At 29.0% G+C, this 24033-nt stretch carries 23 protein-coding genes; 11 read left to right on the top strand and 12 right to left on the bottom strand.

All coding sequences use genetic code 11. From position 1 onward, the window contains the following. Positions 1 to 127 precede the first annotated feature (127 nt). Genes FHG05_RS00740 through FHG05_RS00715 form a run of 6 tightly spaced genes read left to right on the top strand, consistent with a single transcriptional unit; the run spans position 128 to position 5462 of the window. A complete protein-coding gene (locus FHG05_RS00740) occupies positions 128 to 865 on the top strand; it encodes a CDP-alcohol phosphatidyltransferase family protein (RefSeq protein ID WP_157504133.1) in 738 nt (245 codons plus the stop codon). Then, entirely contained in the window at positions 852 to 1730 is an 879-nt protein-coding gene (locus FHG05_RS00735; protein WP_157504131.1) for a glycoside hydrolase family 25 protein, read from the top strand. The genes FHG05_RS00740 and FHG05_RS00735 overlap by 14 nt, the downstream gene beginning before the upstream one ends. A 44-nt stretch (positions 1731 to 1774) precedes the next feature. Beyond that, positions 1775 to 2668, top strand: coding sequence for a MerR family transcriptional regulator (locus FHG05_RS00730; RefSeq protein ID WP_140996101.1), 894 nt, complete (start codon positions 1775 to 1777; stop codon positions 2666 to 2668). Positions 2669 to 2710: 42 nt separating this feature from the next. Then, a complete protein-coding gene (locus FHG05_RS00725) occupies positions 2711 to 4177 on the top strand; it encodes a phytoene desaturase family protein (protein WP_140996100.1) in 1467 nt (488 codons plus the stop codon). Continuing rightward, on the top strand, positions 4174 to 5013 hold the full coding sequence (locus FHG05_RS00720; RefSeq protein ID WP_140996099.1) for a phytoene/squalene synthase family protein: 840 nt from the start codon (positions 4174 to 4176) through the stop codon (positions 5011 to 5013). The genes FHG05_RS00725 and FHG05_RS00720 overlap by 4 nt, the downstream gene beginning before the upstream one ends. Beyond that, entirely contained in the window at positions 5013 to 5462 is a 450-nt protein-coding gene (locus FHG05_RS00715; protein ID WP_157504129.1) for a sterol desaturase family protein, read from the top strand. The genes FHG05_RS00720 and FHG05_RS00715 overlap by 1 nt, the downstream gene beginning before the upstream one ends. Positions 5463 to 5552: 90 nt before the next feature. Here the strand turns inward: FHG05_RS00715 and FHG05_RS00710 are convergent, their stop codons facing one another. The 5 genes from FHG05_RS00710 to FHG05_RS00690 all read right to left on the bottom strand — a co-directional run bounded on the left by FHG05_RS00710 (position 5553) and on the right by FHG05_RS00690 (position 10708). After that, on the bottom strand, positions 5553 to 6116 hold the full coding sequence (locus tag FHG05_RS00710; protein ID WP_181369122.1) for a hypothetical protein: 564 nt from the start codon (positions 6114 to 6116) through the stop codon (positions 5553 to 5555). A 1052-nt stretch (positions 6117 to 7168) separates the two neighbouring features. Further along, entirely contained in the window at positions 7169 to 8203 is a 1035-nt protein-coding gene (locus FHG05_RS00705) for a hypothetical protein (RefSeq protein WP_140996097.1), read from the bottom strand. Between the two features lie 161 nt (positions 8204 to 8364). Continuing rightward, positions 8365 to 9324, bottom strand: coding sequence for a grasp-with-spasm system ATP-grasp peptide maturase (gene gwsG, locus FHG05_RS00700; protein ID WP_181369121.1), 960 nt, complete (start codon positions 9322 to 9324; stop codon positions 8365 to 8367). Continuing rightward, positions 9311 to 10285, bottom strand: coding sequence for a hypothetical protein (locus tag FHG05_RS00695; protein WP_140996095.1), 975 nt, complete (start codon positions 10283 to 10285; stop codon positions 9311 to 9313). Before FHG05_RS00695 ends, gwsG begins: the two co-directional genes overlap by 14 nt. Before the next feature lie 186 nt (positions 10286 to 10471). After that, the gene (locus FHG05_RS00690) at positions 10472 to 10708 is read right to left on the bottom strand and encodes a hypothetical protein (RefSeq protein ID WP_140996094.1); all 237 of its coding nucleotides are present in this window, start codon (positions 10706 to 10708) and stop codon (positions 10472 to 10474) included. Between the two features lie 729 nt (positions 10709 to 11437). Here FHG05_RS00690 and FHG05_RS00685 point away from each other — a divergent pair. Then, positions 11438 to 13666: a CocE/NonD family hydrolase gene (locus tag FHG05_RS00685; RefSeq protein ID WP_181369120.1), complete on the top strand. Its 2229-nt coding sequence runs from the start codon at positions 11438 to 11440 to the stop codon at positions 13664 to 13666. Positions 13667 to 13719: 53 nt separating this feature from the next. On the opposite strand, the gene lptB is transcribed toward FHG05_RS00685, so the two are convergent. The 5 genes from lptB to FHG05_RS00660 form a co-directional block, all read right to left on the bottom strand. Continuing rightward, the gene (gene lptB, locus FHG05_RS00680; RefSeq protein WP_140996092.1) at positions 13720 to 14526 is read right to left on the bottom strand and encodes an LPS export ABC transporter ATP-binding protein; all 807 of its coding nucleotides are present in this window, start codon (positions 14524 to 14526) and stop codon (positions 13720 to 13722) included. Positions 14527 to 14751: 225 nt separating this feature from the next. Then, complete coding sequence (locus FHG05_RS00675) at positions 14752 to 15207, bottom strand: hypothetical protein (RefSeq protein WP_140996091.1); 456 nt, start codon at positions 15205 to 15207, stop codon at positions 14752 to 14754. 60 nt (positions 15208 to 15267) lie between these two features. Continuing rightward, entirely contained in the window at positions 15268 to 15618 is a 351-nt protein-coding gene (locus FHG05_RS00670) for a carboxymuconolactone decarboxylase family protein (RefSeq protein WP_140996090.1), read from the bottom strand. 3 nt (positions 15619 to 15621) lie between these two features. Then, the gene (gene tatC / locus FHG05_RS00665) at positions 15622 to 16446 is read right to left on the bottom strand and encodes a twin-arginine translocase subunit TatC (protein WP_140996089.1); all 825 of its coding nucleotides are present in this window, start codon (positions 16444 to 16446) and stop codon (positions 15622 to 15624) included. Beyond that, positions 16446 to 17411, bottom strand: a complete 966-nt coding sequence (locus FHG05_RS00660; protein WP_232338034.1) for a KpsF/GutQ family sugar-phosphate isomerase — start codon at positions 17409 to 17411, stop codon at positions 16446 to 16448. The genes tatC and FHG05_RS00660 overlap by 1 nt, the downstream gene beginning before the upstream one ends. Before the next feature lie 86 nt (positions 17412 to 17497). Between FHG05_RS00660 and recQ the strand changes: the two genes are divergently transcribed. Beyond that, on the top strand, positions 17498 to 19693 hold the full coding sequence (gene recQ / locus FHG05_RS00655; protein WP_140996087.1) for a DNA helicase RecQ: 2196 nt from the start codon (positions 17498 to 17500) through the stop codon (positions 19691 to 19693). A 68-nt stretch (positions 19694 to 19761) separates the two neighbouring features. On the opposite strand, the gene FHG05_RS00650 is transcribed toward recQ, so the two are convergent. After that, positions 19762 to 20124, bottom strand: coding sequence for a DUF983 domain-containing protein (locus tag FHG05_RS00650; RefSeq protein WP_140996086.1), 363 nt, complete (start codon positions 20122 to 20124; stop codon positions 19762 to 19764). Positions 20125 to 20204: 80 nt separating this feature from the next. Here FHG05_RS00650 and FHG05_RS00645 point away from each other — a divergent pair, with 80 nt between their 5' ends. Beyond that, positions 20205 to 21077: an AraC family transcriptional regulator gene (locus tag FHG05_RS00645; RefSeq protein ID WP_140996085.1), complete on the top strand. Its 873-nt coding sequence runs from the start codon at positions 20205 to 20207 to the stop codon at positions 21075 to 21077. Here the strand turns inward: FHG05_RS00645 and FHG05_RS00640 are convergent. Then, positions 21065 to 21301, bottom strand: coding sequence for a hypothetical protein (locus FHG05_RS00640; RefSeq protein WP_140996084.1), 237 nt, complete (start codon positions 21299 to 21301; stop codon positions 21065 to 21067). The two genes, FHG05_RS00645 and FHG05_RS00640, sit on opposite strands and share 13 nt — an antisense overlap. Positions 21302 to 21370: 69 nt before the next feature. Between FHG05_RS00640 and FHG05_RS00635 the strand changes: the two genes are divergently transcribed. Both FHG05_RS00635 and FHG05_RS00630 read left to right on the top strand, forming a co-directional pair. Next, positions 21371 to 22420: a DUF2891 domain-containing protein gene (locus FHG05_RS00635; RefSeq protein ID WP_140996083.1), complete on the top strand. Its 1050-nt coding sequence runs from the start codon at positions 21371 to 21373 to the stop codon at positions 22418 to 22420. Positions 22421 to 22483: 63 nt separating this feature from the next. Beyond that, on the top strand, positions 22484 to 24004 hold the full coding sequence (locus FHG05_RS00630; protein ID WP_140996082.1) for a T9SS type A sorting domain-containing protein: 1521 nt from the start codon (positions 22484 to 22486) through the stop codon (positions 24002 to 24004). Positions 24005 to 24033 lie beyond the last annotated feature (29 nt).

The following is a 24033-nucleotide window of genomic DNA, read 5'->3' as shown; positions in this document are numbered from 1 at the left end:
TCGTTTCAATCTTTTTTATTAAAAAAGTAATTAATTGATTGTAAATAGGTTACTTTTTTAATAAAAAAGGATTTCACTACCATCAGGGTTAAACAAACCAACTAAGAGCATTTTTAAGCACGTTATTATGAATATTACAAAGTCGATACCTAATACTTTTACTCTTTTAAATTTGTTAAGTGGTTTAATTGCCATTATTTGTATTTTTAATGGATATTATGATCATGCCTTTTTATTGGTTTGTTTAGGTATATTTTTTGATTTTTGGGATGGATTTTTAGCTAGAAAATTAGACGCACAAAGTGCATTAGGCTTACAATTAGATTCTTTAGCCGATATGGTTACTAGTGGAGTAGTGCCAGGATTAATGATGTTCAAATTGTTTGATACCATTCAACAAAACCAACCTGAATATATGCTTACTGAAGCCACTTATTATATGGGAGTAGTACCTTATTTAGGACTTTTAATTCCATTGGCTTCTTGTTATCGATTGGCTAATTTTAATATTGATACACGTCAGACCAATTCTTTTATAGGATTACCAACACCTGCAAATGCATTATTAATTATGAGTATCCCAATGATTCAATATGTAGATTCGTATCAATGGTTGACTGATGCATTGTATAATCCTTATATTTTACTTGGAATCACACTTTTAAGTTGTTACTTATTAAATGCAGAAATTCCGTTGTTTGCTTTAAAATTTAAAACATTCAGTTGGAACGAAGCTAAACTTCAAATTTTATTTATGATTTTTGCAATAGCTTTATTGTTGTTGTTCAATTTTGTAGCTATTCCATTAATTATTTTAGGTTACATCAGTATCTCTATAATAGTCAACCAATTTGAAAAAAAATAAGCCTCAGATACCTTCTTCAAATAAGCGTCCAGCTACTCGAAAAAAAACAGCTAAAAAAAATAATTTTACTTTGGCTAAAAGTATTGGTTATGTCTTATTTTTTTGTGCGATAATTATCGTTAGTCTTGGAATATATCAGTTTAAAGATGGAGTATTGTATTATTTGGGATTTAAAACGAATAGTTTAGACGGTCTAACAAAAGAAGAACGCGCTATTGCTGATATTCGAATTTATGAAGTGCTTAGCGAACACAAAGATTTTATTTTTGGCATGGATGTTTCAGAATACCAAGGAAATATCGATTGGGAAAAGGCGCAAAAAGTAGAAGATACTTTTAGTTTATCCTTTGCATTCATTCGCGCAACTGCTGGAAAAGATAAAGTGGATAGTAAATTTGCATACAATTGGAAAGAAGCCAAAAAAAATAATTTTGTAAGAGGAGCCTATCATTATTACCGTCCTAATGAAAACTCAATACTTCAAGCAAATAACTTTATACAAACCGTACAATTGTCTTCAGGAGATTTTCCGCCAGTCTTGGATATTGAAAAATTACCCAAAACACAATCTTTAGATAGTTTGAAATTAGGACTGAAACGTTGGTTAACCAAAGTGGAAGCACATTATAAAATGAAACCCATCATTTATTCTGGGGAAAGTTATTACAACGATTTTCTAAAAAAAGAATTTTCCGATTATCCATTTTGGATTGCCAATTACAATATTTGGAAAAAGAAACCCGAAAAGGAGTGGTTTATGTGGCAATTTACTGAAAAAGCGAAAGTTGAAGGCATCAAAGGAATGATAGATTTGAATGTTTTTAATGGGGATTTTGTAAAATTTATTGAAAGTACTAAACCATAAATCAAAAAATAGTTTTATATTTGTTTAACGAAATTCGAAAAACGATGAACAATGTTAAAACTTCTTTTAGTGTAAAAGATCTTGAAAACCTTTCAGGAATCAAAGCGCACACCATCAGAATTTGGGAAAAGCGTTATTCTATATTTTCGCCAGACAGAAATGAAAATAATATACGATCGTATAATTCAGATGATTTACTGAAATTACTTAATATTACTTTTTTAAATAATTTTGGTTACAAGATTTCGAAAATATCTTCTTTGTCTACTGAAGATATGAATAGTTTGGTGAAGCAAATCTATTCTGACAAGAACAGTTCTTCGTTAGCTATTTCTTCCTTTAAATTTGCGATGTTTAATTTTGATACGCAGTTATTTCATGAGACTTATGCGAAATTAGCAGAAACCAAATCATTTGAGGAAATTTTTTATGAAGTCTTTATTCCTCTCTTAGATGAAATAGGTGTTTTATGGCAGACCGCAACTTTAAAACCGATACACGAGCATTTTATTAGTGCTTTAATCCGACAAAAATTGTATACTGTTATAGAGGAAGCTCATCAACAAATAAAATATAGCCGTAAAAAAGTATTTGTATTATACCTTCCAATGAATGAGATTCACGAACTAGGTTTGGTATTCATTAATTATTTATTATTAAAAAAAGGCTATAGCACTTTGTATTTAGGGGAGAGTGTACCTATGGAAGATTTAGAAGATATGAAGCAATATTTTGATGAAGTACATTTCATTTCGTATTTTACGGTACAACCTTTATCGGAAGATGTGAATGCCTATTTGGAACAATTTTATCAAACTATTTTAAAAGATACCCCTAATAGATTGTATGTTTTAGGCAAGCAAATTGAACACGTAACTCAAAAATATGAGTCGGTTATGTGTTATTCGGAAATTCAAAATTTGCTATTGGATCTTTAAAAAAGAATGAATATTTATTATATTTAAAAACAAATAACAATAATGGACAAAAAAATTATAGTCATTGGTTCAGGATTTGCTTCTTTATCAGCGGCTTGTTATTTAGCGAAAGCTGGAAATAAAGTAACACTTTATGAAAAAAATGCCTCCGTTGGTGGAAGAGCAAGAAGGCTTTCGCGTGAAGGATTCCATTTTGATATAGGCCCTACATGGTATTGGATGCCTGGTGTTTTTGATAAGTTTTTCGCAGATTTTGGAAAGCAAGTATCCGATTATTATGTTCTTGAAAAACTAGCACCTGCTTATGATGTTTATTTTGAAGGGAATGAAAAAGTGACTATTGATGATCATTTGGATGCCATAGCTACTACATTTGAAAATATTGAAGCTGGTAGTGCTAAAAAGTTGCGTTCCTTTATTAATGAGGCGCAAGATAATTATGCGATTGCAGTGGATAAAATGGTTTATAAACCAGGGAATTCTCCACTAGAACTCGTAACTCCTGAAACGATTACAAGAGTGGGGCAGTTTTTTTCTACGATTTCTAAAGAAGTAAGAAAGCGTTTTAAAAACGAAAAATTAATTAAAATTTTAGAGTTTCCAGTTTTGTTTTTAGGAGCAAAACCTTCAGATACGCCTTCTTTTTATAGTTTTATGAATTTTGCAGATTTTGGTCTAGGTACTTGGCATCCAAAAAAAGGAATGTATGCTGTGGTTGAAGCCATGCAAAATTTAGCTGAGGAATTAGGGGTAGATATACACACCAATGCAACCGTTTCTAAAATTTTAGTAAAAGATGGAAAAGCAATTGGAGTACATGTGAATGGTAGTGATGAATATGCTGATATAGTGGTTAGTGGAGCAGACTATCATCACTCGGAGCAATTATTAGATAAAAAAAACAGAATGTATTCGGAAGCCTATTGGGACAAAAAAATATTTGCACCATCTTCTCTCTTATTTTATGTAGGTTTTGATAAAAAATTAGAAAACGTTTCGCATCATACTTTATTTTTTGATACGCCATTTGAACCGCATGCAAAAGAAATTTATGATACTAAAGTTTGGCCTAAAGAACCTTTGTTTTATGCAAGTTTTCCTTCCAAAACAGATTCTTTTTTTGCTCCTGAGGGGAAAGAAGCAGCCACATTTTTGATACCAATCGCTCCAGGTCTTGAAGATACTGAAGCCATAAGAAAACAGTATTTTGACATTATTATTCATAGATTAGAGAAAATAACACAACAGTCTGTAAAACAAAATGTTATATTTGTTGAGTCGTATTGTGTGAATGATTTTATAAAAGATTACAATTCTTATAAAGGAAATGCGTATGGGTTAGCCAATATTTTAACTCAAACCGCATTTTTAAGACCTAAAATAAAGAGTAGAAAAGTTCAAAATTTATTTTTTACTGGCCAATTAACCGTACCTGGTCCAGGTGTGCCACCGTCATTGATCTCTGGAAAAATCGTAAGTGAACAAATTATAAAAGAATTCTCATCATGAAAGCATTATTTGACCAAGCATCCTTAGAATGCAGTAAAACAATCACAAAGAAGTACAGTACTTCTTTCTCTTTGGCCATTAAAATGTTAGCCCCAGAAATCCAAGATGATATCTATGCTATTTACGGGTTTGTACGTTGTGCAGACGAAATTGTAGATACTTTTGAAGGGTATGAACAAGAGCTATTATTAGATGAATTTGAAGCTGAGTACCAAAAAGCATTAGAAAGACGCATTAGTTTAAACCCTATTTTAAATGCATTCCAAGATGTGGTGCATCGATATGGATTATATGAATTGGTTACTCCGTTTATGAAAAGTATGCGTATGGATTTGACTAAGAAAGAATACAATTCAATTGCAGAATATGAAGAATATATTTTTGGTTCAGCGGATGTAGTGGGTTTGATGTGTTTAAAAGTATTTGTAAAAGGGGATGAAAAAAAATATAATGAGCTAAAAGCGAGTGCGATGAAATTAGGCTCCGCTTTTCAGAAAGTAAATTTTTTAAGAGATTTGCAACACGATTATGAGAATTTAGGTCGTGTTTATTTTCCTGGTATCAATTTTTCGTCTTTAACAAACGCGAATAAGGAACAAATTGTAGCAGAAATTAATTCAGATTTTGACGAAGCCTTTAAAGGTATTTTAAGATTACCAACAGAAGCAAAATTTGGAGTTTATACAGCATATCGTTACTATAAAAGTCTTATGCAAAAAATTAATAAAACCCAACCCGAAGAGTTTTTAAGTAAAAGAATTAGTGTTTCAAATCCTTTGAAATTAGTAATTTTGGGGAAATCATATCTTCGTTATCAATTTAATATTATTGCCTAATGTCTATCATATTGTACATTTTAATTACTATACTAACATTCTTAGCGATGGAAGGAGTTACTTGGTTGACTCATAAATTTGTAATGCATGGTTTTTTATGGTATTTGCACGAAGATCACCATCAGCCCAAATATCAAGGTATATTTGAGAAAAATGATGCTTTTTTTGTGATTTTTGCCATTCCGAGTATCGCTTTGTTTTATTTTGGGATTAATCCAGAACTCAATTTTTTATTTTTCATTGGTTTGGGAATTTTGTGTTATGGAGTTGCTTATTTTTTAATTCATGATGTATTAATTCACCAACGATTTAAATGGTTCAAGAATACAAAAAATAAATATTTAGTTGGTCTTAGAAAAGCACATAAAATTCATCACAAACATTTAGGAAAAGAACACGGGGAATGTTTTGGGATGTTGTATGTACCTTGGAAATATTTTTCGATGTGAAATTTAAATAGCATATCATAATTATTTAAAAAATCCCTTCGGGGATTTTTTCATTTTTCATTAATACTTTTTTCATTTCTTTTGATATCATTAAAAAAAATCCATCTTTCTTCCTTCTAAATGCCACATAATAAATTTTAAAGTTGCTTTATTTTTAAACCTTCCTTTTTCATTTTCTTTAATCAAAATTCTTTTTACTCTTTTCTTTAATCTTTCTGGAGTGTGTTGAAAAATAATCCATGAAAGGTTTTTTTTAGATAATCTAGAACTATCGGGAAAGCCATATTTTTTTGTGATTTTAATTAGTTCAATAGAATTTGAGTAATCAATTTTTAATTGTAACATTTTGATTGAATCTTTCCAATGCATGTAAGTTAAAGAATCTATTTCAAGACCGTAATTTTCATTTTTACTTTTATGTAATTTTAAAAGTTTTCTATTGTCTTGGTCTGACTTAACCAATTGATCTATTTTTTTTATTACTATAGATTCATCTTGCTTAAGGAGTTTATCTTTTCTAGCATCAGTACTTACTATTGAACATGATAAAAATAATGAGCATCCCAAAACAAATGGAAGTAGCTTTGTCATTAAAAATAACGTATTAATTTTTAAAATTGATACGTTACTACTTTTACTTTTTAATTCCAACATATCAAATTTACTATTGTTAATTTGCTTTCCAGCAATACTATCTATTAATGTCTTTAATACAGTTGCTTTAAATTCTGCTCATCTATTTTTAGGCTTTCTAAATTTGCATTTAATTTCTGGTTGTGAAAATCTTCAAATTTTTTCATAAATTTGTTCTTTAATTAAATTAATTACAGTCATACTTAGTGTTCGTCAAAACATAATTAGGTAGGGCTGTTTTTTTTTAGTTGGTACTTCTGAAAACAAGAAAAAGCCAACTCTCTCTTTATTCTTGTTGGTTAGTTTTGTTTTAGGAAATCTAACCAATTCCTGTTCTGCTCGTTTTTTTAATGGGTTACTAACAGCAGAATCAATCCCAATATAGTGGTCAACTATAAATTTTCAAGGTTTTGCAGTAAATTTGCTTACTCTTTATTCCAATTTATCAAACAATTCTAATATCTTTTTCAATACTTTGATTAAATAATACAATATGATAAGAATGGTAATAATCAAAACAATTTGAAACAGGTATTGCATATCCATAGTTTAAATCTTTTATAAAGGAATAGCAAATTCCTTATTTCTGATATCAAAACTAGAGGTGATTTTTAAGTTGTGCAAACAAAGTGAGTCGACATTCGGGAATTTCGACTGGCTTTTCAGGAATTAAGTACTTTTTTAACACAGAAACAACAATATAAAACTTTATCTTACAGTACTTTAACAAACATCTAGACACAATTGTTATACAGTTTTTTGAATATTATATTTTTTATTCATTTTGTGGCAATTTATATAGTGTCAAATAATTTGACACATTTATTTTTACACAAACTTGTGTCATTTTTATTTCTTAAAATTATTTTGTCACAGTTTTTAATAAATTTTTTACAGTAGCAAGCTTAATTCATAAATATTATATATAATAGCTTAGTTATAACTATAAAAGTTGTGAGAATAGCTAGTAATATAAGCCCTAAAAATGCTTTAAAGGCTAAACTAAAAAACATTCAATGCATAATCTATTTGATTAAAGTAAACTATCCTTTATTCTCTTCTTGTTTTATAAGTTATCCTTCCCATAATTCATTTGTAATTAGTGAAAGTTTTTCTTTATTCATTTCTAAATAGCCATTTTTGGTTATAATGTCTAATTCTTTCAACGATTTAAATCCATCTTCGTGAGACCATTTGCTTATGTATGGATTGTAATTGCATTCTTCCTCATGAACCCAATTATTTTTTATTTTTATAGGTAATCGATTATCTACACATAATCTTCTAAATTCACAATCTTGACAAACCAATGTGTCTTCTTTTTTTATGCTCCAAAGCTTTTTAAACGTTGGGTTTTTAAAAACTTTAGCTATATCAAACGAATTATCATTGTTTAGATTTCCATAGATTTCTTTTGTTTCTTGTGAGTTTTTTATTTCACAATCCTTATTTATAAAAACTTTTTTATTAAAATAGGTGTGATGTTTTAATGATTCCAAATAATTTATAAAATTTATTGATAACCTAAAATGGATATCGTTCCAAGAATTTAGATACCTGTTCTTATGTGTTGAAGGATCATCAATTTTAATTCCTGCAAAATTATTTAGTAATATTATCTTTTTAACTGATTTGATTAACTCGAAAAGATGTTTAGAATAAACAAATCCGTTTAAAAAAGTCAATTCAATCGTGTCAGATTCACATTCGTTTATAAAATCAACAAACAATTCAATTGATTTTAAAGAAGTATAATCAGCGAAAATAAAATTATATTGCAGTATATTTTGATTTTTAAGTTTATATAGGTTTTTAGAAGATGAACCTGATAATTCAAAAACTAAAGTTGCTATATCATAAGGGATTTGTATTTCATCATCTAAATCAATAAAGCAATCCACAAGATCATCGCTTATTTTTTGAAGTAATCCTTTTTTATTAAGAAATTCAAAAACTTCATTATTTTTTTTATCTATTCTAAAATTATTTAACAACAATTGATCATATAAATCATTCGGAAAAAAATGAATCTTAGAGGTTAAGGAATCGTATACCAAGGTTCTGTTGAATCCTTTCGTTAAAAATATATTTTTAAAAAATTGATACATGGTTTATTTTTTTTCAGGGAAAAAAGATTGTCTAGGATAGATCTCTCTCGCAAGGTGCTTTTTAGTTTGTAAACTATTGCTTTCGATTTCATGAAAACTTTTCTCTTTAATTTCAGTAGATTGGATTTTCTTGATAATTATGGGTAATTTGATTTTGTAAATCATAAGATTTCTGCTATTTTTTTATGTAGATTATAATTACAAGGAAAAGAAACTTGTTCAAATTGGCCTACAGGATTAATTTCAAAAAGTAAATATTCATTTTCAGTGGTATATACTAAATCTAAACTTCCAGATTTTAAATCAATCAAATTGCATAATTCTTTTAATTTAGTTTCTAACCCGATGGGTAATTTATATGGAACCACTCTGTTAGGGTTTTCAAAATCATAATTTCTAAAATCTAAAGATGTTTTTTCATTTTCTTGGGAAAAAATGGCTGAGCTATAGAAAGTATTAGCAAAAAAGAAACTTCTAATTTCAAATTTCTTTTTAACTTCTTTTTGAATCAAAGTATTATTAATGTTTTCTCCATCTTCAAAACTTACTCTTTGTGTCATAGAATAGTAATTTGTATTCTCATGAAAAATTACTAAATCGGATATTGCTTTTGTTATATAAGAATCTTTAAAATCAATTGAATCAAAATCATTAACTATATAGGTGTTACTTATTTTTATACCCAAATCTTTAGCTATAGAGAGTACTTTAAGTTTGTTTATGTAGTTATCATCAAATTTATTTAAAACGGCTAGTTTATTTAATTCATATTCAAAAAATTCAATTGTTTTATGAAATTCTTTATTTAAAAACACATTGATTTTTTCATCTAACGCTTGTTCTGTTTTATTTAAAATCTTTATAAAGTTTGGATTTTGAAATTTCAATTGAGACCTTCGATACCAATAAGATTTCAATTCAGAGAGTTTATATTCAAAATCATCAATGTCAAAAATGATATCTACATTTTTGTTTTCAATAATTATTTTTTTTATTGTAATTAAGTTCTTTTCTGAGATTCTTAAGAATTTTTTGTTATGATAGTTTAACCACGAACAAACGATATCTGTGCTGGGTTCATTTTCATCTGAACAAATTAATATTAATTTATTCTTTTCCATAATTTTCAGGTAATTGAACATTGTAGTTTTTACACTCCGTTTTTAAATCAATTAAAAAATGTTTTTTTCTTATAGTATCAATATTTATAGGATCTGCAAGACTCATTATAGACGATTTATTATCGTCATTTAAAACAAATACAGTACCAAAATAATTTTTATTTTCACTAACATACCATTGATAATAATGGTCGTATACCATAGCATATTCACGAGGTGTTAATTTACCTGTTTCTACTAATGGCCATAATAAAGTAATAAACATTAAAGCATCTTCTTTATTTAAAAAGCCAGCAATTGCGTGATTCAATAACATCGTAATGGTTTGTCCATTAAATCGTATACATTTTCTCCTATCAGGGAATTTATTCTTTTTTAAAATTTCTAACATAAAATAACTACTAGGAGTTGCTCCATATTTTGAAATAGCATTGAATGCTACAGAGTCTTTCACTTTTTTATCATAAAAAAGAAAACGTAAATCTTGAAAATAATGTTCATTATGAAGAAATGACTCAAAAATTTTATTCTCCTCTGTGAATGAGTTTTCTAAAAAGGCTGTTCTGTGTTTTTTAATTTCTTTTTCATAATGCTGTAACATATATTCTTTAACTTTATAAGTAAAAGAAAAAGAAGAGTAATCAATTTTATAAGGAATAAAATTAACCACAGTATCATTATCAATTTCATACCCTAGAGAAACTGCTTTTAAGAATACTTTTTTTGCTTTAGAAATATCCTTTCGATTAAACAATTGCATGCTTAAACTCATCACATCTTCAGCAAAAGGAGTAGAAGTAGTTGTAATGGCTTTTTCTAGATAATAAAATGAAGAATCTTGATTTGTTGTTGTTTTAGATAGATTTAATAAAGTATAATACTCTTTATAATTTTCTTGAGCATGTACACTGTTATTTAACCCAAATAAAAAAACGAAAAGAATTTTGGATAATGAATTCATAATTGATTAATTTGATTGTCACTGAATTATATGTAAAGAAGTGCTTCAATGCAGATAAATGTTCTGTTTAAGTTACTAAAGAGAAAATATATTTATGAATGGCTTGTACATTATCTGTATGGTTTTTTATGTCATTAGTATTAAAACTTATATCCTTTTGAAACACTTCTTATAATTTAAAAAAAATTACTCTTGAGTTAACGTAGCGGGTGTTGGCTGATCTTTTGTTCCTGCTCCAGTATTTTGGTTATCCCAAACTCCATTACCTCCTTTTTCATCAGTAGTTTGAAATACTACGTCATATTGAGTAGAACTTAATGCAGTGTCAGTACCTCTAGAAGTGTAATTTCCTCCTGTACAACTTTGCATTTCCGTCTCGTTCAATTGTAAGCTTTCAAAAAGCTTTGAATTTAATTTTTTCATAAATTTGTTGTTTAATTAAATTAATTACAGTCATACTTAGTGTTCGTCAAAACATAATTAGGTAGGACTGTTTTTTTTAGTTGGTACTTCGAAAAACAAGAAAAAGCCAACTCTCTCTTTATTCTTGTTGGGTAGTTTTGTTTTAGGAAATCTAACCAATTCCTGTTTTGCTCGTTTTTTTAATGGGTTACTAACAGCTGAATCAATCCCAATATAGTGGCCAACTATAATTTTTAAGGTTTGGCAGTAATTTTACGTACTCTTTATTCCAGTTTATCAAACAATTCTAAAATCTTTTTCAATACTTTGATTAAATAATATAATATGATAAGAATGGTAATGATTAAAACAATTTGAAAGAGGTATTGCATATCCATGGTTTAAATCTTTTATAAAGGAATAGCACATCCCTTATTTCTGATATCAAAACTAGAAGTGTTTTTTAAGTTCTGCAAACAAAGTGAGTCGACATTCGTGAATTTCGACTGGCTTTTCATGAATTTAGTTTTTTTTAAGTTTTGAAAAAATGAAAAATCTGAATAGAGGTACTGAAAATAATGATAATTGTGAAGATAATGGTAAATCCTATTTAGGAACAAATGGTATCAATCAAATACCATAGAAAAATATTAACTCATATTGAATTTTGATTATTTAATTAAAAACTTTAGTAAAAATTCATATGAGTATTTTTAATATTTTTATTGAAAATATAAAATGAAATTAAGGATGACAATTAAACACATTCTAACCTTTTTATTGATAAGTAATATTTCTATTGCTCAAAATTATTTTATATCTAAAAATATTTTTAAAGATTCAGTCTCTTTCAATAATAATTTAAAAGAAATAATAAAAATAGAAAATTTGAATTTTCTTAAAGCTAGAGATTTAGATTCTCTAAAAACTAAAATAAAGCAAGAGGTCTTTTTAGGAGATTTTTCTTCAGCAATTAATACAATAAAAGAATATAGGAATCAGTCTGCTATTAATAATTGGGATGGAAATCTTTTGTTTTCTTTTGAAGTCTTTTCAATAACCAAACTTTTACAAATAAATGAGAATATTAATTTTGATAAGGCTTTAAATAAAGTCATTACAGATAAGATCAATAATCTAGATGAAATCTTACTTATTGATTTAAAAAAGGAACTTGATGTTAAAATTGAAAATTATAAAAAAAATAAAAATATTAATATTGAGAGTTTAAAAAATAAAGATTCCATAAATGGAGCTTTCGCAAATGTTCTTATGGAGTCTATAATAGATTATCAAGTTTTATCACAAGTAAACAATAGGGCTTTACAAATTTTAGAAAAAAAAATACAAGAAAAATTTTCTACTGAAACTTACGAGGTTGAAACATCTACTGGAGCCAAATTGTCTGTCATTGTTATGAAACGTAAAGAGCAAAAAAAATCTTTACCAGTAATTTTAACAAATAATATCTATGCTAGTGATAAGGATTTTGTTTTTTGCATGAGAGCTGCAATTAGAGATTATGTTGGTGTAATAGTAAATACAAGAGGGAAAAGAAATAGCAAAGATATAAATGAACCTTTTGAACATGAAAGAGATGATATTTATGATATTATAGATTGGATTAGTAAACAAGAATGGTGTAATGGAGAACTAGGTATGGTTGGTGGAAGTTATTTAGGTTTTAGTCAATGGGCAGCTACTAAAAAACTTCATCCAGCGCTTAAAACAATAGTACCGCAAGTTGCAGTTGGTATTGGATCCATGGATTACCCAATGAGGAATAATGTATTTATGACTTACATGTTGCGTTGGTTGGATTATGTAACATTAGACAATTTTTCTGATAGAACAAATTTTGATGATAGTAATAGATGGTATGAATTAGATACTAAATACTATAAAACAGGAATTAAATTTAAAGATTTAGATTCTTTAAATAATAAAAGAGATACAATATTTCAAAAATGGTTGCAACACCCTAGCCAAGATTTTTATTGGAATAGTATGGTTGCTTATAAAGAAGAATTTGCAAAAATAAATATCCCTATTTTAACAACAACTGGCTTTTGGGATGCTGATCAAACGGGTGCTTTATATTATTTTAAAGAGCATATTAAATATAATAAAAATGCAGAACACTATTTAGTTATTGGTCCTTATGACCATCAAACAGCTCAAAATTTTGCAAATAATGAATTATACGGTTTAAAATTAGACTCTGTTGCAAAAGTTAATTTTATAAATCTTAATTATGATTGGTTTGACTATATTTTAAAAAATAAACCTAAACCTGAATTTCTTAAGGATAAAGTTAATATCCAAGTTGTAGGTACAAATGAATGGAAAAGCTATAATTCATTAAAAGAATCTAGTAATATTTCTTTAAAATTTTATATAAACAATGATAAAAATTTAAAATCAGTTTTTAAAAGACCTTCCATAAAATCTTTCTTCAAACAGAGCATAGATTTTAAAAATAGGGATGAAAAGAGGAAATATTATTCTACAGCTGTTGATAGTGCTTCGATAGGTGTAGGTAGAGTAGCTATAGAATCTGAAACATTAGAACATGATATTATAATTAATGGATCTTTTACAGGAAACTTAAAATTGTCTATTAATAAAAAAGATTTAGATATTGCTATTGATTTAATTCAAATTAAGCCTAATGGTGAAGTTTTTTATCTCTCTGACTACATAGGTCGAGCTAGTTATGCCAAAGACAGCGCAAAGCGTCAACTTTTAAAGCCAAATAAAATTGAAGTAATACCTGTCAAAAATGCTAGTTTTGTTAGTAAAAAAATTGAGAAAGGTAGTAAACTCGTTTTATTATTTGGTGTTAGTAAAAGCAAATACTGGCAAATAAATTACGGAACAGGTAAAGATGTTTCAGATGAAAGTATTGTAGATGCAGATATTCCATTAGAAGTTACATGGTATAATGATAGTTATATTGAAATTCCAATTATTGACTAATTTATACTTGTGATTGTTAAAATAAAAAAGAGTACTAAACAGTACTCTTTTTTTTATTCTTTATTTTCTTCTTGTTTTAGAAGTTCTCCTTTACCATGAATAATTGTGGTTTTAGGAGCTTCAAAATCTATTTTTTTCTTTCTCAACTCGAAGTTTTGTCCAAGATATACACGTCGTACCACTTCATCTTCTGCCAATTCTTCTGGTTTTCCAGCTTTTAAAATACCTCCTTCAAACATCAAGTAGGTTTTATCGGTAATGGCAAGTGTTTCTTGTACGTTGTGATCGGTAATTAAAATTCCAATATTTTTATTTTTCAATTGCGCTACAATTCGTTGAATATCTTCTACTGCAACGGGATCAACACCTGCAAAGGGTTCGTCCAGTAAAATGAATTTAGGATCGGTAGCTAAAGCTCTTGCAATTTCGGTACGTCTTCTTTCTCCTCCAGATAATAAATCACCTCTGTTGGTACGAATGTGCTGTAAAGCAAATTCATCAATTAAGGCTTCCATTTTAGCTTCTTGTTCTGCTTTCGAAAGCGTAGTCAATTGCAAAACGCTCATAATATTGTCTTCAATGCTTAATTTTCGAAAAACAGAAGCTTCTTGAGCCAAGTATCCAATTCCGTTTTGAGCTCGTTTGTACATTGGAAAATTAGTAATATTCATATCGTCTAAATAAATAGTACCGCTATTTGGTTTTACCAATCCTACAATCATATAAAATGAAGTTGTTTTTCCAGCACCATTTGGACCTAATAAACCTACGATTTCTCCTTGATTTACCTCTACAGAAATCCCTTTTACAACACTTCTCTTTTTATAGGTTTTTACTAAATTTTCTGCTCTTAATTTCATTTAATGGAATATGTAAGGTGTAAATGTATTAAATTTTAAATTTTAAAGCCTTTAGGTTTAACAAATTTAGTTTAATTTTTAACTTTTATACAGCTAGTCAAAAGAAACATTGTTTTTGAATAATTTTTAATTTTTTTTAAACCGAAACTAAAATACATAAAAAAAATATTTTACTTAATTAGCTCATTCTTTTGATGCTTTTGTTTTAAAAGATAATTTGAATTATTATTCAGGTAAAATTAAGATAAATAGCAATTTATTAAACATAGCTTTAATTGCATTGTTTTTTCTTTGATGATAATTAAAATAAAACTTGTTGGTTCCATCTGTTTTCTGAATGTCTAATAATTCATCAAAAGATATTGTTAGTTCTCCAAAATGATTATCTGTTTCTACTTCAGGGGCTTTGCGTTTAATTTCTGCAAGCGCTGTTAGCCCATAGACGCAATCCGTACAAAGGTGATCTGAAAAATATCTAACTGTAATTAAGTCCTTTTTTGTTATTTCACCCTTTTTAATTTTAATTGTCAAATCGCTGCTGTTTTGATTAAATTCTGCAACAACTTTGTTGTTAATATATACATGCCAATAATCAATGGTATCACAAAATCCATTTGTAGAGATGAAAAAAAATAAAAACAAAATTAAGAGTTGTTTTATATTTTGTCTTTTTAAAATCATAATTTTAATTATAGTCAGATGGTGTTTCCGTATTTGAAACAAGTAGCTCTTTTTATTTTTTTATTTGGTGTTTTCTTCCAAAGCTTCCCAAAACTCGTAAGCTCTTCTTAAATGTGGAATAACAATGGTACCACCTACTAAAGTTGCAATTCCCATAGCTTCCATCATTTCTTCTTTTGTAATACCTTCTTTATATGAAGTTTCTAAATGGTATTTGATACAATCGTCACAACGCAAAACTGCAGAAGCGACTAAACCTAGAAGTTCTTTGGTTTTAACGTCTAAAGCACCTGCCATATAGGCATTGGTGTCTACATTGAAAATTCTTTTGATTACTTTGTTGTTATCGGCTAATAATTTTTCATTCATTTTAGCACGATAGTCATTAAATTCTTGGACTAAATTTGACATAAATTAGGTTGTTAAATCGGTTGTTGTACTTTGTTTTTTTACTACGGCAGCACTTATAAAAATACTAATCTCATACAGTAACATAATTGGAATTGAAACGATAATCTGACTCAATACATCTGGCGGTGTAATAATAGCAGATAAAATCAATACAATGACTAACGTATATTTTCTGTATTTTCTTAAGAATTGAGGAGTAACTAAACCTATTTTGGTTAAAAAATAAATAATAATGGGTAATTCAAATAATAAACCACTCGCTACTGTTGAGGTTTTCATTAAACTGATATAAGAGGTAATGTCAATTGAATTATTGATTTCCGGACTTACAATATAACTGGCAAAAAATTGAACCGACAAAGGAGCAATCAAATAATATCCAAATAAAACACCTATAAAGAATAATAAAGAGGAAATGATAATAAAAGCAGCTGCATATTTTTTTTCATTTTCATATAAAGCCGGACTAATAAATTTCCAAATTTGCCACAAAACAAATGGAAAAGAAATTATAAATCCTACCGTTATGGAAGTCCACATATGTATCGAAAACTGACCGCCCATTTCTCTGTTTTGAATGGGCAAGTTAATTTCTGTGACACATAAACTTTTATCTAAACCAAATTTTTGTGCTAAATCGCAAAAAAATTGATAGGTAAAAAAATCTGGGTTTTTAGGTCCGAAAAGAATTTGGTCAAAAACAAAATCACTAAAGAAAAAGGCAACTACCGAACAAGCTAGAATTGCAATTGTACTTCTTATCAATAACCATCTTAATTCTTCGAGATGATCTAAAAATGACATCTCTCCTAAATTTTTCTTTGCCATTATACAATTCCTTCTTTTAAAATATCATGTAAATGTACAATTCCTTTGTAAACGCCATCGTCTATCACAACCAATTGGGTAATAGCATTGTTTTCTAAAATGCTTAAAGCATCAGCAACTAAAATAGAAGATGCGATGTTTTTTGGATTGTGAGTCATGATATCTTTTGCTTGTAAATGCGTAAAAGTATCATTCGTATTTAACATTCTTCGAATATCTCCATCCGTAATTATTCCAATAACTTTTCCAGCTTCAATAACAGCAGTAACACCTAATCTTTTTTCGGAAATTTCTACAATTACTTCTTTTATACTTGCATTGGGAGCGACTTGTGGTGTATGGGTTGTATCTAACATGTCTTTCACACGTAATAATAATTTTTTACCTAAAGCGCCACCTGGATGATAAATAGCAAAGTCTTCACTTTTAAAATTTCTAAGTTCCATTAAAGCAACAGCTAAAGCATCACCTAAGACTAATTGTGCTGTGGTACTATTGGTAGGTGCTAAATTGTTAGGACAAGCTTCACTTTCTACATAAGCATGCAAAACATAATGTGATTCTTTTCCTAAAAAGGAATTTAAATCGGCTGTCATACCAATTAAAATGTTGCCAAAGCGTTTTAGTAGTGGAACTAAAACTTTTATTTCAGGGCTATTACCACTTTTGGAAATACAAATGATAACATCATCTGGTAAAACCATTCCTAAATCGCCATGAACGGCTTCTGCTGCATGAAGAAAAACTGAAGGTGTTCCAGTTGAATTCAACGTAGCTACTATTTTTTGAGCAATAATTGCACTCTTTCCAATGCCAGTAATTACTAGTCTTCCCTTTGATTTATAAATGATTTCTGTCGCTTTTGCAAAATCTTCTGTAAGATACTCTGTTAAATTAGCAATACTCTTACTTTCTGTTAAAATAGTGTTTCTCGCCGAATTTAAAATGGTTGTTGTTGTGTCCAAAGTATTAAATAGATTAATGTTTTGTTTTTTTAAAGAAAATTGTATCTTTATGTTTGCAAATTTAGGTAAAATCATATTAATAGAGAATGAAACCAAACGAAATTGATTTACACAAAGAATTAAAAAAATATTTCGGGTTTAACCAATTCAAAGGACTTCAAGAACAAGTTGTTAATAGTATTATTTATGGAAATAATACTTTTGTAATTATGCCTACGGGTGGAGGAAAATCACTATGCTATCAACTTCCTGCGCTAGTTTTAGAAGGTACTGCTATTGTTGTATCTCCTCTTATCGCTTTAATGAAGAACCAAGTAGATGCCATTAGAGGTATCAGTTCCGAATCGGGTATTGCCCATGTATTAAATTCTTCATTAACCAAAACAGAAATTAATAAAGTAAAAAGTGACATTACATCAGGAATAACCAAACTGTTGTATGTGGCACCAGAATCCTTAACCAAAGAAGAGTACATACAATTTTTAAGAGGTGTTAAACTCTCTTTTGTAGCTATCGATGAAGCACATTGTATTTCAGAATGGGGACATGATTTTAGACCAGAATACAGAAATTTAAAATTTATTATCAAGCAATTAGGTGATATTCCAATCATTGGTTTAACAGCAACTGCAACCCCAAAAGTTCAAGAAGATATCTTGAAAAATTTGGATATGCCTAATGCAAATACTTTTAAAGCTTCCTTTAATAGACCCAATCTATTTTATGAAGTACGCCCAAAAACAAAAAACATAGAAAGTGATATCATTCGTTTTATCAAACAAAACAAAGGTAAATCAGGAGTAATTTATTGTTTGAGTAGAAAGAAAGTTGAAGAAATTGCACAATTATTGCAAGTTAATGGAATAAGTGCAGTTCCCTACCATGCAGGACTAGATGCAAAAACACGTGCCAAACATCAAGATATGTTTTTAATGGAAGATGTAGACGTGGTAGTAGCTACGATTGCTTTTGGAATGGGAATCGATAAACCAGATGTTCGCTTTGTAATTCATCATGATATCCCTAAATCCTTAGAAAGTTATTACCAGGAAACCGGTAGAGCAGGTCGTGATGGAGGAGAAGGACATTGTTTAGCCTACTATTCGTATAAGGATATTGAAAAACTGGAAAAGTTTATGGCAGGTAAGCCTTTGGCTGAGCAAGAAATTGGTTACGCATTACTACAAGAAGTTGTGGCTTATGCTGAAACATCCATGTCTAGAAGAAAATATTTGTTGCATTATTTTGGTGAGGAATTTGATTTGGAAAATGGAGAGGGAGCTGATATGGACGATAATGTAAGAAATCCTAAAAAGAAAATCGAAGCAAAAGAGCAAGTACAATTATTACTAACCGTAATTAATGAAACGAAAGAACAATTTAAAGCAAAAGAAATTATACTAGTGCTCACTGGTAAAATAAATGCTGTTGTGAAAGCTCATAAATTAGATAATCAAGCTTTTTTTGGAAAAGGTAGTGCTTTTGATGACCGCTATTGGATGGCTTTAATTCGTCAAGTTTTAGTTTCTGGATATATTAAAAAAGATATTGAAACGTACGGAGTTATTAAATTAACAGATAAAGGAAAAGATTTCATTAAGAAACCAGAAAGTTTTATGATGTCTGAAGATCACGAATATAGTGAAACAGAAGACGAAAATATAGTTGCAACAGCCAAATCGTCTGGTACAACAGATGAAGCTTTAATGAGTATGTTGAAAGATCTGCGAAAAAAAGTGGCTAAAAAATTAGGTGTGCCACCATTTGTTGTCTTTCAAGATCCATCTTTAGAAGATATGGCTTTAAAATATCCAATTTCTGTTGAAGAATTAGGGAATATTCATGGAGTTGGAGAAGGAAAAGCAAAAAAATATGGTAAAGATTTTGTAGAATTAATTGCTCGTTATGTTGAAGATAATGATATCATTCGACCTGATGATTTAGTAGTGAAATCTACTGGAGCTAATTCTGGATTAAAACTATACATTATTCAAAATGTTGATCGAAAATTGGCTCTAGATGATATTGCTAAAGCCAAAGGATTAGATATGGATGGTTTGTTAAAAGAAATGGAACAAATTGTATATTCCGGAACCAAATTAAATATTAATTATTGGATAGATGATATTTTAGATGAAGATCAACAAGAGGAAATTCATGATTATTTTATGGAATCAGAATCGGATAATATCAAAGATGCCTTAAAAGAATTTGACGGTGATTATGATACTGAAGAATTGCGTTTAATGCGAATCAAATTTATTAGCGAAGTAGCGAACTAATCTATTATAAACTGTTCAAAAACGTTACATAAGAAATAGATTTCTTGTCTTGTTTTTGAACAGTTTTTTTATTTCTTGTAATTTTTAAAAATATAAATCCAAATTAACCGTGAAAGTTTAATGTTAAAAATGGATAAAGCTAAAATTACAATTCCAATTATAGGAAAAACCCGTAAATCAAATGTAGCTTTAAAAAAAGGTTTCGCTATAAAATACGTCACTAAAGCCTCAGCACATCCTAATGCATAATTCACAAACATAGCTCCAAAGAAGAAACCTGGTTCTTTTTCAAATTTAAAATTGCAATTGGGACAAGTGGTATTCATTTTGGGGAAACCAAACCCTAAATTAAATAATCCGTTTTTAAAAACTTTTCCTTTAGTACAATTCGGACATTTATTGCTGAAAAGTGTAATAATTGTGTTGGTCATTTTTTTTATTGCAAATTTAACCCCTTTTATATTTGTTTCTGTTTTGTATCTTCGCTAAAAAGTGCACAAAAAAGACATTTATGCGTTATCCCGTTTATAAAATTGAAAATTTTGAAGAAACCATTTTTAAAAATAAATTCTATGTAAATTCATTTGCCAACCATTTGAAAAAACATCGTTTTATTGAAGATTTACACCGTCATAATTTTTATTTATTAGTATTCTTTACTCATGGAAGTGGCGTACATTCTTTAGACTTTAAAAAGTATACAATTCAAAAGGGAAGTTTGTTTTTTATGCAGCCTGGGCAAATGCATTCTTGGAAATTATCTGATGATATTGAAGGTTATATTGTTTTCTATACCAAAGAAATTTTTGATTTATATTTTAAAGGGAAAAGTATTGAAAGCTATGCTTTTTTTGAGTCTTTTCAAGATCATTCCGAAATGTTATTGTCAGATGAAAAAAGAAAACAATTGCAAGTCTATTTTAATTTGATGTTGGAAGAGAAAGAGCATCATTTCATCTACAAAAAAGATAAATTAATCAATCTGTTGGATACTATTCATATTGAAATAGCGAGATGGTATGAGCCTAAAAATGAGTATACCAATTCGAATTCTAATTTGAAATTAAAACAATTTGAAGGCCTGCTGGAAAAGCATTATAAAATTGAAAAAAGGCCTTCTTTTTATGCAGATAAAATGGCAATTACGTTGAAACACCTCAATAGAATTACTAAAGCGACTCTTGATAAAACAGTAACTGATATTATCGCAGAACGTTTGCTCCTAGAAGGGAAACGCTTGCTCGTTGAACGAAAGCTTTCTGTAAATCAAATCGCTGACGAATTAGGGTTTGCTTCTCCTAATTATTTTGTTAAATTGTTTAAAAAAAGAGAAGGAAGTACCACTAAAGAGTTTCTTCAAAGGATGAAAAATCAAGTGTTGTAAACTTCTCCTCGATGTGGTTTCAAAGCATCTCTTACAAGAATCATATCTTTTTCTTCAACAACCATATAAGCTATAGCATGCATTTCATTTATAGAGGACCAACCGGTTATATTTATAGGTAACTTTTCAATTTGAATGTACTCTTTTAAATGAATTTCATGGTGTTCAGCAGTTTTTGCTGCAGCCATTCCTCTAAAATCCCAAATTAATTTTATTTTTCGCATGTTGAACCTCTTTCTAATAAATCAATATTCAAAGGTAGGTTTTTATTAAATTTGGAAAAACTTTGTCTTATGAAATATTTTCTTTTTTTAATTTTTGGAATGAATTTCTTATTTGCACAAGAATTAACTTTGGAACAAGCGAATCATTTAGCGAGCTTGCCTATTAAATGTTTGCAACAAGAATATCCTAATAAATTGAATCAATTGTTAAAAGATGATTCAGAATTGGCTTCACCTAAAACGTTACATCCTTCTTTTTATGGCTGCTTTGATTGGCATTCTTCTGTACATGGTCATTGGAGTTTAGTATATTTATTGAATAGTTTTAAAGATTTAGCACACAGGGAAGAAATTATTCAAAAGTTGCAAACCAACTTATCGAAAGAGCATATCGAACAAGAAATGCTTTATTTTGCTAAACCTCATGAAAAGTCTTTTGAAAGAACTTATGGTTGGAATTGGTTACTAAAATTACAATTAGAATTAGAACAAAGTAATGAGCCATTTGCGAAACCGTTATCAGAAAATTTAAAACCACTAACGGATTTATTAATTGAAAGATACATCGATTTTTTACCAAAGTTATTGTACCCCATTCGTGTAGGAACGCATTCTAATACTGCTTTTGGGCTAACAAATGCTTGGGATTATGCTGTTTTTTCTAAAAATGAAGTATTCCAAAATGTAATTAAAGAAAATGCTTTACGAATGTATGGTTCCGATGAAAATTGTCCGTTTATTTGGGAACCAAGTGGTACCGATTTTTTATCTCCTTGTATGGAAGAAATTGGATTAATGCAACGCATTTTAACTGAAAAAGAATTTTTACCTTGGTTAGATAAATTTGCACCTAATTTATGTAAAAAGAGTTTCGAGTGGGAAACCGCTAAAGTTTCGGATAGAACCGATGGTCAGTTAGTACATTTAGATGGTTTGAATTTTAGTAGAGCTTGGAATTTATATGCTTTAATCAAACAGTATCCTAAAAAGTTTTTTTATCTAAAAAAGATTGCTGACGCGCATTTGCAGTTTTCTTTACCTTCTGTAGTAGATGGAAACTATGAAGGAGAACATTGGTTGGCTTCTTTTGCCTTAAGAACTTTTGAATCAAAAAAATAGGTTGTAATTCCTATAAAATGTTTATATTGTAAGCTGAAAATAAATTTAAAAAATGCCCTGTTTATGAAGCAAAAATACTTTTTTCTATGCTTAGGATTGTTATTCTTAAGTTTTCTTTTTTCCCAAAATAATTATCAAGTAAGTCAAATTCCATATCAAACGTATTCGGTTAATGGAGCTCCTTTAGTTACAAATGATGATGCATTGTCACAATATGTGCCTATAGGATTTGATTTTGCTTTTTTTGGAAACACATATGACCAATTTTTAGTGAGCACAAATGGTTATATAACTTTTGATGGTAATCCTATGGAGATGTCTCCTTGGAATTTTAATGCAACCATTCCAAATACTGCTTTTCCAGTAAAAAATGCTATTTTGGGTTGTTATCATGATTTAGATAATAGGTCAAATGTAGGACAAATTATATATTCTATATTAGGTACAGCTCCTTATAGAAAAATGGTAGTGTTGTTTACCAATCAACCTCATTTTAGTTGTACGACATTACAAAGTACCTTTCAGGTGATTATGTATGAAACCTATAATATGATAGATGTACAAATAGTAAATAAACCGCTCTGTGCTACATGGAATTCAGGAAGAACTGTTGTTGGTTTAATTAATACAGATGGGACTTTAGGTTTGGCTCCACCTGGTAGAAATACAGGTGCTTGGACAGCTGCACAAGAAGGGTATCGTTTTAAATTGCCTTTTGATTCTAATGTGTATTATTATACCATATGTGATGATGATACTGATGGTTTAGGTCTGTTTAATTTAGCAGTAGCTCAAAACGATATCAATGCAACAAACTCATCGAGTGTCTTATTCTTTGAAACTTACGCTGATGCTGAAAACAACACAAACCCGTTAAGTGATTTAAATTATGCAAATACACAATCACAACAAACAATTTATGCGTTTTCTGAAGGTGTTATTTATGATGTAAAACTTCAAGTTATTGATTGTTCAAATGATTTTGACGCAGATAGTGTGCCAACATCAAGTGAGGATTTAAATGGCGACGGAAATTTGGCAAATGATGATACCGATAATGATGGTATTCCAAATTTTGCTGATAATGATGATGATGGTGATACTGTTTTAACAGAATACGAATATGTTTTTGCAAGATCTAATCGTGGCACTACAAGTAGTTTATTAGACACGGATAACGATACAATTCCAGATTACCTTGATGATGACGATGATGGGGATGGTGTTTTAACTAAGGATGAAGATTATAACCATAATTTTAATCCGATGGATGATGATATTAATACCAATTCAATTCCTGATTATCTAGACAATGCTGCAGTTTTGGGTACTCCTAATTTTGAAAACAATATTGGGTTTACTTTATATCCTAACCCTGCCTTTTCTGAAATTACAATTGAAAATAATAAAGGAGTTGCTATAAATGAAGCAACAATTGTTTCCATAAACGGGCAAGTATTGCAAAATATAACCACTACTGAAACTGTTTTGAAAATGGATGTTTCTGAATTGCAATCGGGTATTTATTTTGTAAAATTGAACACTAATGAAGGAATAGTTATTCAAAAATTTTTAAAAAATTAAGAATAGAGTAAATTAATTGGGATGAGAGG

The sequence above is a fragment of the Flavobacterium profundi genome (genome assembly GCF_006491645.1).
Taxonomy (GTDB): domain Bacteria; phylum Bacteroidota; class Bacteroidia; order Flavobacteriales; family Flavobacteriaceae; genus Flavobacterium; species Flavobacterium profundi.
The sequence above is the reverse complement of the archived record's forward strand: the minus strand, read 5'-3'. Positions and strand labels throughout refer to the sequence as shown.

Bases quoted from the DNA above. Each gene is read 5' to 3' on its own strand.
- FHG05_RS00740 (WP_157504133.1), top strand. From the start codon at position 128: ATGAATATTACAAAGTCGATACCTAATACTTTTACTCTTTTAAATTTG.
- FHG05_RS00730 (WP_140996101.1), top strand. From the start codon at position 1,775: ATGAACAATGTTAAAACTTCTTTTAGTGTAAAAGATCTTGAAAACCTT.
- FHG05_RS00725 (WP_140996100.1), top strand. From the start codon at position 2,711: ATGGACAAAAAAATTATAGTCATTGGTTCAGGATTTGCTTCTTTATCA.
- FHG05_RS00720 (WP_140996099.1), top strand. From the start codon at position 4,174: ATGAAAGCATTATTTGACCAAGCATCCTTAGAATGCAGTAAAACAATC.
- FHG05_RS00715 (WP_157504129.1), top strand. From the start codon at position 5,013: ATGTCTATCATATTGTACATTTTAATTACTATACTAACATTCTTAGCG.
- FHG05_RS00710 (WP_181369122.1), bottom strand. From the start codon at position 6,116: ATGTTGGAATTAAAAAGTAAAAGTAGTAACGTATCAATTTTAAAAATT.
- FHG05_RS00705 (WP_140996097.1), bottom strand. From the start codon at position 8,203: ATGTATCAATTTTTTAAAAATATATTTTTAACGAAAGGATTCAACAGA.
- gwsG (WP_181369121.1), bottom strand. From the start codon at position 9,324: ATGGAAAAGAATAAATTAATATTAATTTGTTCAGATGAAAATGAACCC.
- FHG05_RS00695 (WP_140996095.1), bottom strand. From the start codon at position 10,285: ATGAATTCATTATCCAAAATTCTTTTCGTTTTTTTATTTGGGTTAAAT.
- FHG05_RS00690 (WP_140996094.1), bottom strand. From the start codon at position 10,708: ATGAAAAAATTAAATTCAAAGCTTTTTGAAAGCTTACAATTGAACGAG.
- FHG05_RS00685 (WP_181369120.1), top strand. From the start codon at position 11,438: ATGACAATTAAACACATTCTAACCTTTTTATTGATAAGTAATATTTCT.
- lptB (WP_140996092.1), bottom strand. From the start codon at position 14,526: ATGAAATTAAGAGCAGAAAATTTAGTAAAAACCTATAAAAAGAGAAGT.
- FHG05_RS00675 (WP_140996091.1), bottom strand. From the start codon at position 15,207: ATGATTTTAAAAAGACAAAATATAAAACAACTCTTAATTTTGTTTTTA.
- FHG05_RS00670 (WP_140996090.1), bottom strand. From the start codon at position 15,618: ATGTCAAATTTAGTCCAAGAATTTAATGACTATCGTGCTAAAATGAAT.
- tatC (WP_140996089.1), bottom strand. From the start codon at position 16,446: ATGGCAAAGAAAAATTTAGGAGAGATGTCATTTTTAGATCATCTCGAA.
- recQ (WP_140996087.1), top strand. From the start codon at position 17,498: ATGAAACCAAACGAAATTGATTTACACAAAGAATTAAAAAAATATTTC.
- FHG05_RS00650 (WP_140996086.1), bottom strand. From the start codon at position 20,124: ATGACCAACACAATTATTACACTTTTCAGCAATAAATGTCCGAATTGT.
- FHG05_RS00645 (WP_140996085.1), top strand. From the start codon at position 20,205: ATGCGTTATCCCGTTTATAAAATTGAAAATTTTGAAGAAACCATTTTT.
- FHG05_RS00640 (WP_140996084.1), bottom strand. From the start codon at position 21,301: ATGCGAAAAATAAAATTAATTTGGGATTTTAGAGGAATGGCTGCAGCA.
- FHG05_RS00635 (WP_140996083.1), top strand. From the start codon at position 21,371: ATGAAATATTTTCTTTTTTTAATTTTTGGAATGAATTTCTTATTTGCA.
- FHG05_RS00630 (WP_140996082.1), top strand. From the start codon at position 22,484: ATGAAGCAAAAATACTTTTTTCTATGCTTAGGATTGTTATTCTTAAGT.